The following is a 16,905-nucleotide window of genomic DNA, read 5'->3' as shown; positions in this document are numbered from 1 at the left end:
GGAGGCGCTAGTCTGCGATCGCCCACTGATTGCGACCGTTTTCTTTTGCCTTGTATAATCCCTTGTCTGCTCTTGACAGCAGGTTGATGCACTTTGGGTCTGGTGGGATAAATGGGCTGATGCCAATGCTGACCGTGCTGCGAATTAATTCTCCAGAGGTCAGTTCAATGGTGGAATTGGCCACGCTCTCTCGAATCCGTTCAGCGACAGTGCACGCCTCTGGCAAGGGTGTGTTCGGAAGAAGGACGACAAACTCTTCGCCACCGAAACGTGCAATGACATCATGGGGGCGGAGGGTGGATTCACAAACTTGAGCAATCTTCTTCAGGACGATATCTCCATTGATGTGCCCATGGCAATCGTTGACTGACTTGAAATTATCAACATCAAGAATTAGCAGCGACATTGGCTCATCAGCGTGCAGAGTTCTTTCTGGCTCGATCTCGAGGCAGTCCAGAAGATAGCGTCGACTGTACACCTTCGTTAGGGGGTCGCGGTTGACCATCTCTAAGAGCTGGGTTTGTAGATCCTCCAGCTCAAGTAAGAGCCTGACAGCGAAACTGCTTGCTAAAGGCGCAACGATTCCGGGAACAATGGCGCCAATCAGTAATGACTTCAGAAGGACATCCCTTCCCTCCCACCAAAACACAGTCATGATTACTCCAGTAATCATGACTGACATCAGAACAGAGAACAACGTGATCGCGAGTACGGAGCGATAACGCCCCATGCCGAAGACTGCGTTTCGCCAGGTCTTTGCTGTTTGAGTGCCAGGGGCGGCCGTTGTCATGGCCAAGAATCAGTTGGCGAATGAAAGGAGGCAGAGAAAAAGACCGGCGTCATGTAGCCCTGAGTACGATCGCTACAGCATAAATCATCGGGGCGGAGAATGCTGTGATGTTTTGATTAGAGTCGGTGGTGATCGTTCGCGGCTCTATTCAGCCGGTTTGTTTCTGTCGCAAGCGTGACATCAATCGACCTCGCAAGGCTCCTGCATTGTCAGGCCCTTCTGCAACGGCAATGGCTCAGGTTATGCTGCCGGCCTGGATAACCTCCAAAGAGGACGTACAGTTGGCACGTGAAGGAAGCCTCCGGGTTGGCAGCCGAACCCTTGCCTATCTGGAAACCGGCGACAACTCTGGACCGTTGGTCATCCATAACCACGGAGGGCCCTCCAGCCGTTTGGAGGCGAATCTCTTCGCTACGGCTGCAAGGGCCCATGGGCTGAGGTTGGTCTGTGTGGATCGGCCTGGCATCGGTGGGTCTGACCCTCAGCCTGGCCGCAGCTTCGCGTCATGGGCCAATGACCTCCTGGCCCTGGCCGAATCGTTCGGTGCCCAGCATTTCGCGGTGACCGGCTGGTCGGAAGGGGGCCCGTGGGCACTTGCCGCCGCCGCCTACCTGGATCCTGCCCGTCTGGCCCATGTCAGCTGCATCGCCGGTGCCAGCTACGGAACGTTTGGAGCTAACTGGGCCGCGAAATACCAAAGCAGCGTTGATGCGCTTGGGGGGCGCCTGGCGTTGCACTTCCACCCTGGCTTCAGGCTCATGTATGAACTTCTGGGGTTGAGTGCGACGCGCTTTGAGGCCAGCTATCTACAGGCGCTGAAGAAGTCGATTGGTGCCTCTGATCAGGAGGTGCTGTCCGATGAGGGAGTCTGCCAATCTTTTCTGGAGGCATCGCGTGAGTGTTTTCGTCAGGGTGCCGAGGGACTGGTCGCTGACGCCACGATGCTCTACGAGGCCTGGCCCTTCGACTTGACCACAGTGACGCGTCCGGTGCATTTCTGGCAGGGAACGGATGACAAACTGGTGCCTGAACCCATCAACAGGACGGTGGCGGACCAAACCCCCGGAGCCATCTGGCATTCCATCAGCGGCGGAGGCCATTTCATTGCCCTCAGCCATGCCAACGAGATCCTGGCTCAGGTGGCCAGCGATCTCGATGGCCATGGGCATGGATAGGACCTCCATGGCGCCTCAAGGACCCACCATCCCTTCAGCACCGCGATCCATTCAGAAGGGCACGCCTCTGAAGCTCCTGCTGGGTCAGGAGGCCATTGAGTGTCTGGCGCAGAATATTCAGTACGTCGATGCATACTTCCCGGCCAGCCGATTCTGTGAATCCGCATTGGCCGGCCTTGAACCGTTGGCCATCATGCAGCGCGGTTTGCACATCGCCAAGGCGCTCCACGAATTCCTGCCTGGGAACTATGAGGAGGCGATCAGGGTTCTCATGGCGTCCTTGACGCCGGAGAAGTCAGACACAGAAGACTTGGGCGTGGCAGGCTTTTTCTATCTTCCCCACAGTTTCTTCGTTTCTGAATATGGGCAGCATGAACAACACAACAGCGGCAACGACCCTTTTGTGGCGTCAATGCTGGCTTTGCATGCGTTGACCATGCGATTCACGGCGGAGTTTGCCATCCGCACGTTCCTGATCCAGCAGCAAGAGCGCACGCTGGAGCAGGTGGGCCAGTGGATTGCCGACCCTAACCCGCATGTGCGGCGCCTCTGCAGCGAGGGGACGCGCCCAAGGCTCCCATGGGGCAAACGTATTGCCTCGTTTATTGCCGACCCAAGGCCAACACTGCCCATCCTTGAATCCCTGAAAGACGATCCATCGCTGTACGTCCGCCGCAGCGTTGCCAACCACCTGGGGGACATCGCCAAAGACCATCCGGATCTCGTCTATGCCACCTGTGAGCGTTGGTTGCAGGACGGCGCCTCCGCAGACCTTCAGTGGTTGATCCGCCATGCGGTTCGCTATCCCTCCAAGCAGGGAGATGCACGGGCAAGGAAGATCCGTGAAAAAGCTTGCTAGCATCCAATCAGTTCTTGACGTCGAATGAAGAACGACTGTTCTGATTTGCGTTCCAAACAAGCCCTTGATGGGTGGTTGGCATCAACTCAGACCTTCCGATTCGCTTTCCTCGCCATAGCTGTCGTCGCTGCAGGCGGCTCCGCTCCTGGCCATGCAGCGCAAGCTGCGGCCAAGTTCGGCCCGGCATGGACATCCGTCGACTGCAAGACCTTCGACGTGCCCGCCGCCATCGCCGCCCAGTCGGATTGCGGTTACGTCACCGTCCCCGAGCAGCATGCCAAACCCCAGGGACGCACCATCCAGCTCGGCGTGGTCCGCACCCGCAGCACGGGAAAAAGCCCGGCGGCCGATCCCCTGTTCGTGGAGCAAGGCGGACCTGGGGATTCCACCATCGGCGACATTGCCAATGGGGCTCTCCCGAAGTACCCCGAACTGCCGGCCTTGCTGCAGGGCCGTGATCTGATCTTCGTGGAAGAGCGGGGCACCAGGTTCGCCAAGCCTTTCCTGTTCTGCCCTGAACTCAATACCCACACCATCGCTGTGGCGCAGGGGAAGCAGAGCTACACCGACCCAAGCTGGATCAGGGCCTGTAACGCTCGCCTGAAGGCCCAGGGGATCAATCCCAGCGCCTTCAACACCCGCGAGAATGCGGCCGATATCTACACCGTCGTCGAGACGTTGGGCTATCCGGTCTTCAACTACTACGGGGTGTCCTACGGCACGTTGCTGGGGCAATACGTCATCGCCCAGGCCGACAGGCACAAGTCCAAACTCCGCAGCGTGATCCTCGATGGCGTCGTGCGGCCGGATCTGGATTTCAATCTGGCCTCAAGTCATACTTTCAGCTATGCCCTGAGGAACGTGTTCCGCGCCTGCGCGCAGGACCAACAGTGCAACGCGGCCTACCCGAATCTGGAGACGACGTTTCTGGGGATCGTCGATCGGCTCAACCAGAAGCCCGTGCCCCTGACCCTCACCATTCCCTCCAGCAAGCAGACCTTCACTACCCAGCTCGACGGCAACGCGTTCATCACGGGCGTCGTGCCCTATCTCGCCCGGCCCTATTCCGGTGAATCGGCCCGCGGCAGTTCCCTGCCCCGCTTCATTGATGCCGCCAGCCAGGGCAACTTCGGCTGGATCGCCGAATCCCTGTCGGATCTCGAACCGAGGGGGGCCAGGGAGATGTATCACACGGTCGTCTGTGCCCGGGGTCGATCGGTTCGCCTCCAGCCCTCCCAGGTGCTGCCGCCGCCCTACCCGCAGTTGCTCCCCCTGGGTCTGCGTGAAGCCGAAGCGGTGAACAACGCCTGCGACGTGCTCCAGGTGGAGCAGAAACCTCCCTTTGTCTATGCCAATCCGCAGATCCCCACCCTGGTGCTGAACGGCAGCGACGACCCGGTCACACCAGCCCCCTACGGCGAAGCCGTGGCCAGCAACTTCACCACCGCCTACGTGTTCACCTTCCCCGGTGTCGGCCATGGGGCGCTGTTTGCGCCGCCGGGGATGGCCGCCGCCGCCTGCGTGACACAGATCGCTTCAGACTTTCTGGCCAACCCGAAGCAATCACCCGACAGCCGTTGCCTGGCCCAGGTCAAGCCGGTATTCGTCGTTGAGTGATCGCTGGTAACTGCCAACCCCTGCCCTCCAGGCGATGACGTTCCTCTCCTTTCTCGTCCCGCTGCTGGTGCACTACGCGTTGACCGTGCTGCCACTGGGCGTGGGGCTGCTGGCCTTTGCCAGAACAGGCCCCGGCCGCAGGCGTCAGCGTTGGATCGTGGTGGCTGGCCTGTTGGCTGTTCTGGGTGGCGCTCTGGTGCTGCTCCAGGGCAAGGAGGCTCTGCTGGGTGCGCCAGACGACGGCACCTGGTTCGTCGTGGTGACGGGACTGCTGCCGATCGCCCTGGGGGGCCTCAGCCTGCTGCGCTGGTCGCGGCTCTGAGCCTCCGAAGCAGGCAGGCTGGGGACATCAGGGCCCGGTGATGCCGCAGACGCTCCTTTCCACCCTCTCCCCCGGTGAACGGCTGTCGATCGCCGGCACCTACTCCCTGACCCTGCTGGAGAACCTCTGCACGCTCTCCTATCCGGCGATCACCGGCTGGGCGGTCGATGGGCTGCTGAAGGGCAGCTACCGGGGCCTGTCGGCGCTGATCGCCGTGTGGCTCGTGCACCTGGTCACGGCCTTCGTGCGGCAGCGCTTCGATACCCGGGTCTTCATGGGCCTCTATGCCCGCCTCGCCGTGCGCACCGTGGCCGAGCAGAAGCGCCTCGGCCATGGCACCAGCATCGTGTCGGCGCGGGTGGAGATGATGCGCGACATGGTCGGCTTCTTCGAGGCCGACGTGCCGGCGATGTTCTCCCAGGTCGTGACGGTGGTGGGCTCGCTGGTGATGCTGTTCACCTACGACCTCCAGGCCGGACTGATCGCCATGGCGGTGCTGCTGCCGATGGGGCTCGTCAACGGCTGGTACTGGCGGCGCGCCCTGCGCCTGCACCGCGGCCTCAACGACCAGATCGAGCGCGAGATCGAGGACATCGAGGCGGCGCGGCCGTTGCGCCTGCGGCGCCACTTCGGCCGGGTGCGGCGCTGGCATGTGCAGCTCTCCGACAGCGAATCGTGGACCTGGACCGTGACGGAGCTCGCCACGATCGTGGCCCTGGTGGTGCTGCTGATCGACTTCACCCGATCGGCGTCTTTCAGTGCCGGCGCCATCTATGCCGTGCTCGCCTACGTGTTCGACTACCTCGAGGGCCTCGACAGCGCTCCGGCGCTGGTGAACAACGTTGCCCGGCTCCGCGACATCCGGGCGCGGCTGGGCAACGCAGAGGCAGCCGATTGAGCGGACGGTGCAGCTCATGGAGCGGACGGGTCACCTCGCTTAGCGTCAAGCTCTTGCTCCACCGGCTCTGGCGCGATGGCCACCACCCTGCGACCTCTGCTGGCGGCCCTGTTGCTTTCGGTGCCCGGCGCCGCTTCGGCCGGCGAGTTTCCCGTGCAGGGCGGCTACGGCTTCGACGCCCTCAAGCCGACGTCCACCACATGCCATCGCATCACGTCGCAGGAGGCGGCGAGATTCACCCGCTGTGAGTTTTCGCCGGCCGGCTACGCCTTCGGGCTTCCCTCCCAGTACCACAAGTGCGACGCCTTGCCCCGGGGTGAAGTTTTCATCTACCAGTCAGCGGCGAAGTGTCAGGCGTCTCTGGAGACGATGCAGTCGAATGGGCCCTGATTGGGTGCTGTGGACCCATCCCACCGGGCTGGCGCCACTCTCCCCAGGGCAGGCAAGCCGAATCGGCCGCCGGCCCTTAATTGGCTCTTAACGATTTACTTCAATGGCGTTTGACAGCGGCGTCTTGGTCTGAAATGGGGATCATTAAGCTGACGCGGAGCGGTGAGGCACCGGAAGATTGCTCTCATTGGTATCAGTGGCACTGGGAAAACAACCCTGGCACGTTGTATCTCACGGCTATCGGCGATCCCGTTGCATCACATGGATTGTCTGATCTGGGCTGAGAATTGGGCCGAACGCAGCCTGGAGGCGATCGATGCGGAGCTGCAGGCCATCCTCAGAACGGATGCCTGGATCGTCGAAGGTTGGATTGATGCGTACTCCCAGAAGATCTTGGAAGCTGCAGATCTTGTGATCTATCTCGACTATTCGGGTTGGTTGGCTCTGTGGAGTGGCCTGAAGCGAGGTTGGAGGCATCGCGTCACACCCCGACCTGAGCTGCCTGCCGGTTGCTGTGATTCCTGGAGGTTGAAGGCTCTCCTGGCCCTGCTGCGCCAAGAAGAGCGGCCGCGGATTGAACGCTTCCTGGCGACGTGGGCACCTGCCAACCTGGTCCGGTGCCGATCGCGATCGGAGGCTGCCGTTGTGCTGGGACGCATGGGATTGAGCGAAGGACCCGCGAGGGCGGCCTAGTTGGCCACGTTGGCATCGCTCCGGTGCTCGGGATCCAACGTCTCGATGAGGTTCCGTCAGCACGGCATCATGGCGTTGGGCCCATCAGCTGAACCATGGTTGTCGTCTCTGAGATCGCCCCCGACCTGTTCCGGCTCTCGGTCCATGTGCCGGAATTCGATCTGCAGTTCAACCACTTCCTGGTGCGCGACGAGGAGCCGCTGCTGTTTCACGCCGGGCTCAAGGGCATGTTTCCGGCCCTGCGCGACGCCGTGGCCACGCTGATCGATCCCACCCAGCTGCGCCACATCGCCTGGAGCCATTTCGAAGCCGATGAGATCGGTGGCCTCAACCACTGGCTGGAGTTGGCGCCCCAGGCCCAGCCGGTCTGCACCCTCGTCGGCAAGTTGGTGAGCGTGGATGATTTCGCCCTCCGCCCCGCCCGTGGCATGGCGGAGGGCGATGTGCTCAGCACCGGCCAGTACCGCTTCCGCTTCCACCGCACGCCCCATCTCCCCCATGGCTGGGACGCCGGCCTGCTGTTCGAGGAGACCCGCCGCACCCTGTTCTGCTCCGATCTCTTCCACCAGTTCGGCGATGTCGCTGCCGTCACCACCTCCGATCTGATCGGACCGGCGCGCCAGGCGATGCAGCAGATGCAGAGCGGGCCCCTGGCCGATTACATGCCTTACACCAGCCAGTCGGCCGGCCTGCTTGCGGGGCTGGCCGCGCTGCAGCCGCAGACGCTGGCCGTCATGCACGGCTCCTCGTTCACCGGCAACAGCGAGCAGATGCTGAGCGATCTGGCGGCGGTGATTCAGGAGGGGTTTGAGGGGGGCTAGGGAGTCGCTGGGGTGAGCACCGCCAGGGCTTCGGCCCGGTGGTCGCCCTGCCAGAGCCACTGCCACGTCCAGCCGCAGGCTTCGGCGGTGCGGCGGATGGCGTCGCGATCCGGTGGGAAGTCGAACTGGCTGAGGTGGTCGATCACCGGTTGCTGCTGCTCGGGCGCCAGCACGTCCCAGCTGCTGCGGATCCGGTCCACGTAGCGCGCCACGTAGGCCGGGCGGTTTTCCCCGAGCGGACGGAACACGTCGGCCCAGAGGAACAGGCCGTTCGGGGCCAGATGGCGGCGGCAGAGCCGCAGGAAGCGGGCCTTGTCGTCGTCGCTGAGGTGGTGAATGGCAAAGGCGGAATGGAGCAGGTCCACCGGTTCGGGGCCCGGCTCGGTTTCGGCCCAGGCCAGCAGATCCTGCTCCCGCCACTGGCAGGGGTAGAGCACCGGGCCCAGGGCGGCCGCCGCCCGGGGCAGCACCGGGCCGGAGAGGTCCACGCCCAGGTAGGACCCCAGCGGCAGGCCTCGCAGCAGCGGCGCCATCACGGCCAGGTCGCCGCAGCCGAGATCCACCATCCGGGGCGGCGCTGAGCCGGCCGGCCGTGCCGCCAGCCAGCCCTCCAGCGCCTGGCCCAGGGCCGCCGTCAGGGCACGGTGCTGCATCAGGTCGTGGTCCACAACCGCCCTGTAGGTGGCCCACTGGCGATCGAAGAAGTCCATCTGGTGGTGTCTGCGGGCGTCAGCCTCAATCGTGAGGATGGCAGCCCCTGGCCCCCGACAGCGCCAGCCCGTCAGCTTTCCGAGGCCATCGCTATGGTCAGCGCCACTTCGGCGCGGCGGCGCGGGTCAGCAGTGACGGAACGGCGGATGCATCTGGTGCGCTGGGCGCTCACCACCGGCTGGATCCTGATCATCCTTTCCCTGCTCTACGACCCGTTCACGCCCCGCTTCACCGCGCCCGACCACCCCTGGAGCCCCCTGCGGCTGCCGGAGGCCTGCGTGACGGTGCAGGGCACCTGCCTGAGCGAGACACCGTATCCCCTCGGCACCACCCTGTTCTGGGGCCTGGTGGTGCCCTCGGGCATCTTCATCCTGCTGGTGTTCGGCCATGAGGTCTGGAGGCGGATCTGCCCGCTCTCCTTCCTCTCCCAGATCCCCCGCGCCCTGGGGCTGCAGCGCCAGATCGCCAGGGTGAACCCCAAGACGGGCGAGAAGCGGCTGCAGCTGGCCAAGGTGCCGGGCGATTCCTGGCTGGGCAAGCACTACTCCCGGCTGCAGTTCGGCTGGCTGTTCGTGGGCCTCTGCGGCCGCATCCTCTTCTTCAATGCCGATCGCCTGGTGCTGTTCGCCTGGCTCACGTTCACCATCGCCTGTGCCATCGCCGTGGGCTGGCTCTACGGCGGCAAGAGCTGGTGCCAGTACTTCTGCCCGATGGCGCCGGTGCAGAGCGTTTTCTCCACCCCCACCGGCCTGCTGGGCAGCCGGGCCCACATGGCCAGCACGCCGATCACCCAGTCGATGTGCCGCACCGTCCAGCCAGACGGCAGCGAGCAGAGCGCCTGCGTGGCCTGCCAGCAGCCCTGCATCGACATCGACGCCGAGCGCCTCTACTGGGCCAAGCTCCCCTCCCCCGCCTTCGCCTTCGAGCGCTACGGCTACCTCGGCCTGGTGTTCGGTTACTTCGTCTACTACTACGTCTACGCCGGCAACTGGGACTACTACTTCTCCGGCGTCTGGCTGCGCCAGGAGGACCAGCTGGCCCAGCTGCTGCGGCCGGGCTTCTACCTGTTCGGCCAGTCGATCGACGTGCCCAAGCTGGTGGCGGTGCCCCTGTTCCTGGGGCTGTGCACCTGGCTCGGCACCCTCGCCGGCCGGGCGATCGAATCGGCCCTGCGGAGCCGGGTGCGGCGCCGCGGCGCCGAGCCCGACCGCGAGCGGATCCGCCACCGGGTGTTCGTGGTGGCCACCTTCCTGGTGTTCAACTTCTTCTTCCTGTTCGCCGGCCGGCCGCTGCTGCTGCTGGCTCCCGACTGGGTCCAGTACCTGTTCGACGTGACCCTGGTGGCCGTCAGCACCCTGTGGCTCTACCGGGCCTGGAACCGCTCCCCCGACCTCTACGGCCGCGAGAACCTGGCCGAGCGCTTCCGCAAGCAGCTCACCCGCATGGACCTGGACGTGGGCCGTTTCCTCGACGGCCGCTCCCTGGCCGACCTGGGCACCGAGGAGGTGTACGTGCTGGCCAAGGTGCTGCCGGGCTTCACCGGCCAGAAGCGGCTCGAGGCCTACAAGGGCGTGGTGCGGAAAGCCCTCGAGGAAGGCTTCGTCAACGCCGCCAGCAGCCTGGAGGTGCTCAAGCAGATGCGCCTCTCCCTCGGCATCAGCGACGGCGAGCACCGTCAGGTGCTCGATGAACTCGGCGTGGAGGATCCCGGCCTGCTGGATCCCGACAGCCGCCGCAGCCTGGAGGACCAGATCCGCCTCAGCGGCTACCGCAAGTCGCTGGAGCGGCTGATGCTGGTGCAGCGCCTCGGCAGCGGCCCGGTGGCGGGCGGCCCCGATGGCGCTTCCCTGCAGGCCCTGCGGCGCGAGTACGGCATCTCCTCCCGCGAGGAGGAGCAGGTGCTCGACGACCTCTCCCCCGCCGCGGCGGCGATCCACAAGGTGGAGCGGCTGCTGGAGCGGCTGCCGGCCCTCACCGACGGCTACCGGGCCCTGCATCAGAGCGCCCTGCGCCACCAGTCCGCCGTGCTGGCCCTGCTCGACGACCGGCTGCAGCTGCGCAAGGAGCTGACCCTGCGGGCGATCCTCGACGGCCTGGCCACCCTCCAGGAGGATCCAGCGGTGCCGGGCCTGGTGCAGCGCCTCCAGGCCATTGCCCCCCTGGAGCTGCCGGAACTGCTGCACCGGGAGGGTTGGGAGTCCCGCCTGCCGGCGGGCGTCGCAGGCACCCTGGCCCACCCCGGTGGGGAGGCCCCCTCCTGCTCCCTGGAGGTGCCCGTCGAAGAGACCCTCAGCTTCCTGGCCACCCTGGTCGCCGATTCCAGTCCCACCCTCGCCTCCGCCGGCCTGTTCCTGACGGCCTGCCTCGATGCTGGCCGGGCCCGCTCCATGGCGGCCGAACTGGGCGTGCCGGGGGCTCCGCCCCTGCTGCTCCAGACCGCCCGGGCGGTCGAGGCCCTCGATGGCCACCCGGAGCTGTGCGGTTTCCCGGAACTGGAGAAGCGGGTGTTCCTGGCCACCAGCGATTTCTTCCGCCGCTCGGACGCCGACACCCTCGATGCCCTGGCGTCCCAGGCCGATGTGCGCGCCTTCGCCAAGGGCGAGCTGATCACCGAGGCGGGCGACACCTGCCGGGAGCTGCTGCTGCTGATCGAGGGCATCGCCCGGGTCCATCACCGGGACGGCGAGCGCACCTGGGTGAAGGATCTCCAGCCCGGCCGGGTGCTCGACGAGCTCCAGGTGCTCACCCACAGCGCCTCTGAGAGCACGATCGTGGCCGAGGCCGACGGCACCCGCCTGCTGGCGGTGCCGGTGGATTCCTTCGATGCGGTGCTGGAGCGTGATCCGGACTTCGCCCGCCGGGTGCTGGAGCTGGAGAGCGGCCAGCTGCAGCGGCTGATGCGGGCCGGCGGGGCCTGAAGGCGGGCGGGCGAACCTCGCCTAGGTTCCCCCCAGCCCCATCCGATCCCCCCGGAGCTGCCCTTGGCATTCACCGGCCCCGCATCCGAGCTTCGCTTCGATTCCCCTGGCTCAGGCTTCTGGGAACTCGATCCGGTTCACTTCCCCCGGCCGGCCACCCGCTACTGGAGCGCCATCCATCCGCCGGCCTTCCAGCGCGGCACCGGCGAGTTCGCCCGCTCCTACGGGATGCTGATCGACTCGCTCGAGATGGCGTACGTCAACGGCTTCGCCTACAAGCGGGTGACGCCGCTCGATCCGGCCCAGGTCCCGGAGCGCTTCGCCCGGGCCGAGGCGGCGTTCGCCGAGAAGGTCTGGCGGGAGCAGCTGCGGGACTGGAACGACACCTTCAAGCCGGCGGCGATTCAGGCCCACCGCGCCATCCAGGCCATCGATCCGGAGGCCCTCGCCGACGACGCCCTGGTGGCCCACCTGGGCCGCTGCCGCGACCACCATGCCCTGATGCTGTACCAGCACATGCGGTTCACGGCGGCCGCGATCGTGCCCACCGGCGACTTCCTCGCCCATGTGGGCGACTGGACGGGTCTGCCGGCGGCCCAGCTGCTCGGCCTGATGCGGGGCAGCTCGCCGGTGTCGGCCGGGGCATCCAGCGAGCTCGGCGCCCTGATCGCCGCCGTCCGTGGTGATTCCAGCGCTCGGGAGCTGCTGGAGGCCCCCGGGGAGGCCGGTGCGGTGCTCGCCCGGCTGCGCGGCCTGGAGGGGGGCACCGGCGAGGCGGTCGCCGCCTACCTCGATCTGGTGGGCTACCGGCTGCTGGATGGCTTCGACATCTCCAACCCCTTTGCCCTCGAGCTCCCCGACGCCCTGCTCCGGGCCATCCGGGCCGCGGTGGCCGAGCAGGCCGCCCCCTCCGATCTGCAGGACCGCATCGCCACCGTGCGGGCCGCGGTGCCGGAGGCCCACCGCAGCCAGTTCGACGAGCTGCTGGAGGAGGCCAGGCTCACTTACCCGATCCGCGATGAACGGGGGGTGTTCAGCGACATCTGGGCCTCGGGGCTGATGCGGCGGGCGGCCCTGGCCGCCGGCCGGCGCTTGGCGGACCGCGGCCGGCTCCACGATCCGCTCCACGGCCTCGATGCCGACCTTGATGAGCTGGCCGCCCTGCTGGGCGGCGGCACCGACCCGGACGCCGATGTCCTGGCCGCCCGCGCCGCCTACCGCGCCGCCCACAGCGCCAAGGAGGCACCGGCCACCATCGGCACCCCGCCCCCTATGCCGGACCTGGCCGGGCTGCCCGCCGCCGCCGCCCGCATGATGCGGGCCACCGGCCTGGCCCTGGAGGCCTTGTTCGGCAGTTCGGCGGCCCCCCACGAAGCCGACCGGCTGCGGGGTCTGGCCGCCAGCCAGGGGACCGTTGAGGGGCCCGCCCGTCTGGTGTCCCACCCGTCGGAGTTCGACCGGATCCAGCGCGGCGACATCCTGGTGACCGTCTCGACCACCGAAGCCTTCAACATCCTGCTGCCCCTGCTGGGCGGGATCGTCACCGACAGCGGCGGCCTGCTCTCCCACGCGGCGATCGTGGCCCGGGAGTACGGCATCCCCGGCGTGGTGGGCACCCGCGAGGCCACCCAGCGCATCGCCGACGGCCAGCGCCTGCGGGTGGACGGCAGCGCCGGTGAGGTGACGGTGCTGGCATGAGCCGGGTCGTTCCCCTCGAAGCGGCCGAAGAGCTCGCGCGCTTCGGGGCCAAGGCCGTGGGCCTGGGCCAGGCCCTGCGCGACGGCCTGCCGGTGCCGAGCGGCTTCGCCCTCGCCGCCGATCTGGTGGAGGCGGTGGCCAGTGGCGACGATGACGCCATCGCCGAGGTGCTGGCGGCGGTGGGCGGCCTGGCCGGTCCGCTGGCGGTGCGCTCCTCCGCCATCGACGAGGACGGCGCCGCCGCCAGCTTCGCCGGCCAGCACCTGACCCTGCTCAACGTGCCCTCCCTGGATGCGCTGGCCGCGGCTGTGCGGGACGTGTGGTGGTCGGCCAACTCCGATTCCGCCATCAGCTACCGCAAGCGGGTGGGCCTGTTCAGCCGCCCCAGCGTCGGCGTCGTCGTCCAGACGCTGCTCTCACCTGTCAGCGCCGGGGTGATGTTCACCCGCAACCCCGTCACCGGTGTCGACGAGCGGGTGATCGAGGCGAGCTGGGGCCTGGGGGAAGCGGTGGTGGCGGGCCTGGTGATCCCCGACCACATCTGCCTCGATCGGGCCGGGTTGGTGCGGGAGTGCCGGCCGGGCTACAAGACCGTGGCGATCCGGCCGCTGGCCGGTGGCGGCACCCGCCAGGAGACGCTGCCGGGCGAGCTGGTGGAGCGGCTCTGTCTCGATGACGCCCAGCTCCAGGCTCTCAATCGCCTCGCCCTGCGCTGCGAGGAGGTCTACGGCCCCGGCCGTGACCTGGAGTGGGCGTTTGCCGATGACGGTCTGGTTCTGCTTCAGTGCCGGGCGATCACCAAGGCCGGACCCTGAATGCGCGGCGCCCCCGTCGAAGTGCTGCAGCGGGTGCCGCTGTTCGCCGATCTGAGCCCCGAGGAACTCCAGCAGATCGCCGTGCTGTTCAAGGAGCGGGACTTCGAGGCCGGTGAAACGATCATCCAGGAGGGCTCCGGCGGCTCCGCCTTCTATGTGATCGAGGCCGGTGAGGCGACGGTGACGATCCAGGGGACCGTGCGCTCCAGGCTCGGCGCCGGCGACTTCTTCGGCGAGATCGCCCTGATCGATGACGGCACCCGCATGGCCACGATCACCGCCGCCACGCGCCTCGACTGCTATGGCCTCACCTACTGGGAGTTCCGCCCCCTGGTGGAGTCCAACGGCGTGATCGGCTGGAAGCTGCTGCAGCGCATGGCGATGATGCTGCGCGACGCCCGGCGGGGCTGAGCCGGCGCCATGGACCTGCTGCAACGCCCCCGGTCCGGCATGGCCACGGCATCGCTCGGCGCCGGGCTGGCCCTGGTGCTGGGGGCGCTGGCGGTTCCGGTTGCTGCGGCGGGCCCGGCGTCCACCTGCGAGGCCCGGATCCGGGCGGTGCAGGTGGAGATCCTGTCCCGCAACCTGGCCACCGGCTCCGGGCCGCCCCTCAACGCCTTCCAGCAGCTCAACCCCTACGCCCTCGAGCAGGCCGCCGCCCACGACCGCGCCCGGGCGGCGGGCGCCCCCGCCGGTGCCCTCGACTGCCTGCCGCTGGCGGTGAAGGACAACTTCGCCACCGCCGACCAGCCGATGGCGGCCGGCTCCCTGGCCCTGCTGGGCAACCAGCCCGCGGCCGACGCCGAGGCGGTGGGCCGGCTGCGGGCCGCCGGGGCGATCGTGGTGGGCACCACCACCATGGACGAGTTCGCCTTCGGCATCCGCGGGCTGTCGGGGGCGGCGGGCCGGGTCGGCAACGCCTATGACCCCTGGCTCAGTCCGGGGGGCTCCTCCTCCGGATCCGCCGTGGCCGTCGCGGCCGGCTTCGTGCCCCTGGCCCTCGGCAGCGACAACTGCGGCTCCCTGCGCCTGCCGGCCGTCTACAACGGCGCCGTGACCCTGCGGCCCACCCAGGGGCGCTTCTCCAGCGCCGGCCTGCTGCCACTGGGTTTCGTCAACGGCACGCCGGGGCTGATCGCCCGCGACATGGGCCTGCTGGCCCGGGGCCTGGCGGTGCTCGATCCCAGCTGGCGGCCCGAGCAGGCGGCGTCCCCGCCGGATCTGCGCGGCCGGCGGCTGGCGGTGCTGGCCAGGGCCGGTGACAAGGACCTGGCGCCCACCACCGAGGCGGCGGCGGCGGCCCTGCGCCAGGCGGTGGAGCTGCTGCGGGCGGCCGGAGCGGAGGTGGTCGAGGCGCTGGTGGTGCCGGGGCTCGACACCCGGCTGGGTTCGGATTTCGTGAAAGGGTCGGGGCGCCGCATCGATGCCCAGCTGGCCCGCTACCCCGGCAGCCGGCGCAGCTGGGACGACATCTGCGGCTCCGGCCGCCTGCCCCCGGAATGGACCCCGGCCGAATGCCGCGACCTGATGGCCAGCGATCCGGCGGCGGAGGCGCGGGCGCGCCGGCGGATGGCCGCCAACCGCCACCGACTGGAGCAGGCTCTGGCGGCCCAGCGCCTCGATGGCCTGCTGCTGCTGCCGGATCGGCGCGGCGGCGCCCAGCGCGAGCCCTCGCCCGTCATCAGCTGCATGGTGAGCAGCACCAGCGGCCTGCCGGCGGTGGCCCTGCCGGTGGCCGTCGATGGCCGCGGCCTGCCCGTGGGCCTGGAGATCCTCGGCGCCAGCGGCCGGGACGAGGACCTCGTCGCCATCGCCGCCCTGCTGGAGGCCCGCCGCGGGCCGCTGCCGGCCCCCCGACCCGTGGTCCCCCTGGCGTCCCCCCTGGATCTGGCCGCCCACAACCGGCTGGTGCCGCTGCTGGGCTGGAACGCCTGGCGCAGCCGCCGCGGCGAGGCCCTCGGGGATCTCGAGCCCGCCCGCTTCCGCCGCCTCACCGACGACCTTCTGGGCCGGCCCGGTGATGGCGGAAAATCAAAACCGGCGCCCACGGCCCCTGCGTCCCCATGACTCCCCCTTTCCGATGAACATCGACGGCAGGCCCTGGCGCACCATCTGGCTGGAGGAGGGCGGCCGCTCGGTCGGTGTCATCGACCAGACCCTGCTGCCGCACCGGTTCGTGACCCGCTCGCTCACCACTGTCGAGGAGGCGGCCGAGGCGATCGTCACCATGGTGGTGCGGGGGGCTCCCCTGATCGGCGTCACCGGGGCCTACGGGCTGATGCTGGCCCTGGAGGCCGATCCCTCCGACGCCTCCCTGGCCGCGGCCTTCGAGCGCCTCGACGCCACCCGCCCCACCGCCATCAACCTGCGCTGGGCCCTGGAGCGGGTGCGGGCCGCCGTGCTGCCCCTGGCACCGGAGCAGCGTGCCGAGGCGGCCAGGGCCGAGGCGGCCGCCATCGCCGAGGAGGACGTGGCCATGTGCGAGGCGATCGGCGACCACGGCCTGCGCCTCTTCCAGGAGATCGCCGCCCGGCGCCCCGAGGAGCGCCGCGGCCAGCCCCTGAACGTGCTCACCCACTGCAATGCCGGCTGGCTGGCGACGGTCGACTGGGGCACGGCCCTGGCGCCGATCTACAAGGCGCACCGCTCCGGCCTGCCGATCCACGTCTGGGTCGATGAGACCCGCCCCCGCAACCAGGGGGCCAGCCTGACGGCCTTCGAGCTGGGCCGCGAAGGGGTGCCCCACACCGTGATCGTCGACAACGCCGGCGGGCACCTGATGCAGCACGGTCAGGTGGATGCGGTGATCGTCGGCACCGACCGCACCACCCGCACGGGCGATGTCTGCAACAAGATCGGCACCTACCTCAAGGCCCTGGCCGCCCACGACAACGGCGTGCCCTTCTACGTGGCCCTGCCCGCCTCCACCATCGACTGGTCGATCGGCGACGGGGTGAAGGAGATCCCGATCGAGGCCCGCTCCCCCCTGGAGGTGACCCGCATCGCCGGCAAGCCCGCGGCAGGGGAGCCCACCAGCGTGCAGCTGGTGCCCGATGGCAGCGAGGGCTTCAACCCCGCCTTTGATGTCACCCCCGCCCGGCTGGTGACGGCCCTGATCACCGAGCGGGGCGTGGCACCGGCCAGCGAGGCGGGCCTCCAGGCCCTCTACGCCGCCCCGGTGGCCGCGGGCTGAGCCGG

General features: G+C 68.0%; 16 protein-coding genes. 14 read left to right on the top strand and 2 right to left on the bottom strand.

Annotated elements, in window-relative coordinates; all coding sequences use genetic code 11:
- Positions 1–7: 7 nt before the first annotated feature.
- On the bottom strand, positions 8–790 hold the full coding sequence (locus CJZ86_RS13940) for a GGDEF domain-containing protein (RefSeq protein WP_094586804.1): 783 nt from the start codon (positions 788–790) through the stop codon (positions 8–10).
- Positions 791–915: 125 nt separating this feature from the next.
- Here CJZ86_RS13940 and CJZ86_RS13935 point away from each other — a divergent pair, with 125 nt between their 5' ends.
- The 8 genes from CJZ86_RS13935 (at position 916) to CJZ86_RS13905 (ending at position 7,565) form a co-directional block, all read left to right on the top strand.
- Positions 916–1,965 carry an alpha/beta fold hydrolase gene (locus CJZ86_RS13935; protein WP_198960153.1) on the top strand — a complete coding sequence of 350 codons (1,050 nt, stop codon included), beginning with the start codon at positions 916–918 and terminating at the stop codon, positions 1,963–1,965.
- Positions 1,946–2,824: a DNA alkylation repair protein gene (locus CJZ86_RS13930; protein WP_233134030.1), complete on the top strand. Its 879-nt coding sequence runs from the start codon at positions 1,946–1,948 to the stop codon at positions 2,822–2,824. The genes CJZ86_RS13935 and CJZ86_RS13930 overlap by 20 nt, the downstream gene beginning before the upstream one ends.
- Before the next feature lie 24 nt (positions 2,825–2,848).
- Entirely contained in the window at positions 2,849–4,441 is a 1,593-nt protein-coding gene (locus CJZ86_RS13925; RefSeq protein WP_094586802.1) for an alpha/beta hydrolase, read from the top strand.
- A gap of 34 nt (positions 4,442–4,475) precedes the next feature.
- Complete coding sequence (locus CJZ86_RS13920; protein WP_094586800.1) at positions 4,476–4,763, top strand: hypothetical protein; 288 nt, start codon at positions 4,476–4,478, stop codon at positions 4,761–4,763.
- 40 nt (positions 4,764–4,803) lie between these two features.
- Positions 4,804–5,661: an ABC transporter six-transmembrane domain-containing protein gene (locus tag CJZ86_RS13915; protein ID WP_094586798.1), complete on the top strand. Its 858-nt coding sequence runs from the start codon at positions 4,804–4,806 to the stop codon at positions 5,659–5,661.
- Positions 5,662–5,736: 75 nt separating this feature from the next.
- On the top strand, positions 5,737–6,051 hold the full coding sequence (locus CJZ86_RS13910) for a hypothetical protein (protein WP_094586796.1): 315 nt from the start codon (positions 5,737–5,739) through the stop codon (positions 6,049–6,051).
- 252 nt (positions 6,052–6,303) lie between these two features.
- Positions 6,304–6,744 (top strand): P-loop NTPase family protein, encoded by a 441-nt coding sequence (locus CJZ86_RS17410; RefSeq protein ID WP_190612173.1) that lies wholly within the window; start codon positions 6,304–6,306, stop codon positions 6,742–6,744.
- Positions 6,745–6,839: 95 nt separating this feature from the next.
- On the top strand, positions 6,840–7,565 hold the full coding sequence (locus CJZ86_RS13905; protein WP_094586794.1) for an oxygen-binding di-iron domain-containing protein: 726 nt from the start codon (positions 6,840–6,842) through the stop codon (positions 7,563–7,565).
- Here CJZ86_RS13905 and CJZ86_RS13900 read toward each other — a convergent pair.
- A complete protein-coding gene (locus CJZ86_RS13900) occupies positions 7,562–8,275 on the bottom strand; it encodes a class I SAM-dependent methyltransferase (RefSeq protein WP_094586792.1) in 714 nt (237 codons plus the stop codon). The genes CJZ86_RS13905 and CJZ86_RS13900 overlap by 4 nt on opposite strands.
- 93 nt (positions 8,276–8,368) lie before the next feature.
- On the opposite strand from CJZ86_RS13900, the gene CJZ86_RS17560 reads away from it, so the two are divergent.
- The 6 genes from CJZ86_RS17560 (at position 8,369) to mtnA (ending at position 16,900) form a co-directional block, all read left to right on the top strand.
- Positions 8,369–11,194, top strand: coding sequence for a cyclic nucleotide-binding domain-containing protein (locus CJZ86_RS17560; protein WP_286145738.1), 2,826 nt, complete (start codon positions 8,369–8,371; stop codon positions 11,192–11,194).
- A gap of 63 nt (positions 11,195–11,257) precedes the next feature.
- Positions 11,258–12,892, top strand: coding sequence for a PEP-utilizing enzyme (locus tag CJZ86_RS17150; protein WP_094586788.1), 1,635 nt, complete (start codon positions 11,258–11,260; stop codon positions 12,890–12,892).
- Entirely contained in the window at positions 12,889–13,707 is an 819-nt protein-coding gene (locus CJZ86_RS13885; protein WP_094586786.1) for a PEP/pyruvate-binding domain-containing protein, read from the top strand. The genes CJZ86_RS17150 and CJZ86_RS13885 overlap by 4 nt, the downstream gene beginning before the upstream one ends.
- Positions 13,708–14,118: a cyclic nucleotide-binding domain-containing protein gene (locus tag CJZ86_RS13880; RefSeq protein WP_094586784.1), complete on the top strand. Its 411-nt coding sequence runs from the start codon at positions 13,708–13,710 to the stop codon at positions 14,116–14,118.
- A 9-nt stretch (positions 14,119–14,127) separates the two neighbouring features.
- Positions 14,128–15,774 carry an amidase family protein gene (locus CJZ86_RS13875; protein WP_094586782.1) on the top strand — a complete coding sequence of 549 codons (1,647 nt, stop codon included), beginning with the start codon at positions 14,128–14,130 and terminating at the stop codon, positions 15,772–15,774.
- Positions 15,775–15,787: 13 nt separating this feature from the next.
- Positions 15,788–16,900 (top strand): S-methyl-5-thioribose-1-phosphate isomerase, encoded by a 1,113-nt coding sequence (gene mtnA, locus CJZ86_RS13870; protein ID WP_094586780.1) that lies wholly within the window; start codon positions 15,788–15,790, stop codon positions 16,898–16,900.
- Positions 16,901–16,905: the final 5 nt, after the last annotated feature.

Source organism: Synechococcus sp. BO 8801, assembly GCF_002252675.1.
In the GTDB taxonomy this organism is placed as follows: domain Bacteria; phylum Cyanobacteriota; class Cyanobacteriia; order PCC-6307; family Cyanobiaceae; genus Cyanobium.
Note: the sequence above shows the minus strand (reverse complement) of the source record. Positions and strands in the feature narration are given on the sequence as shown.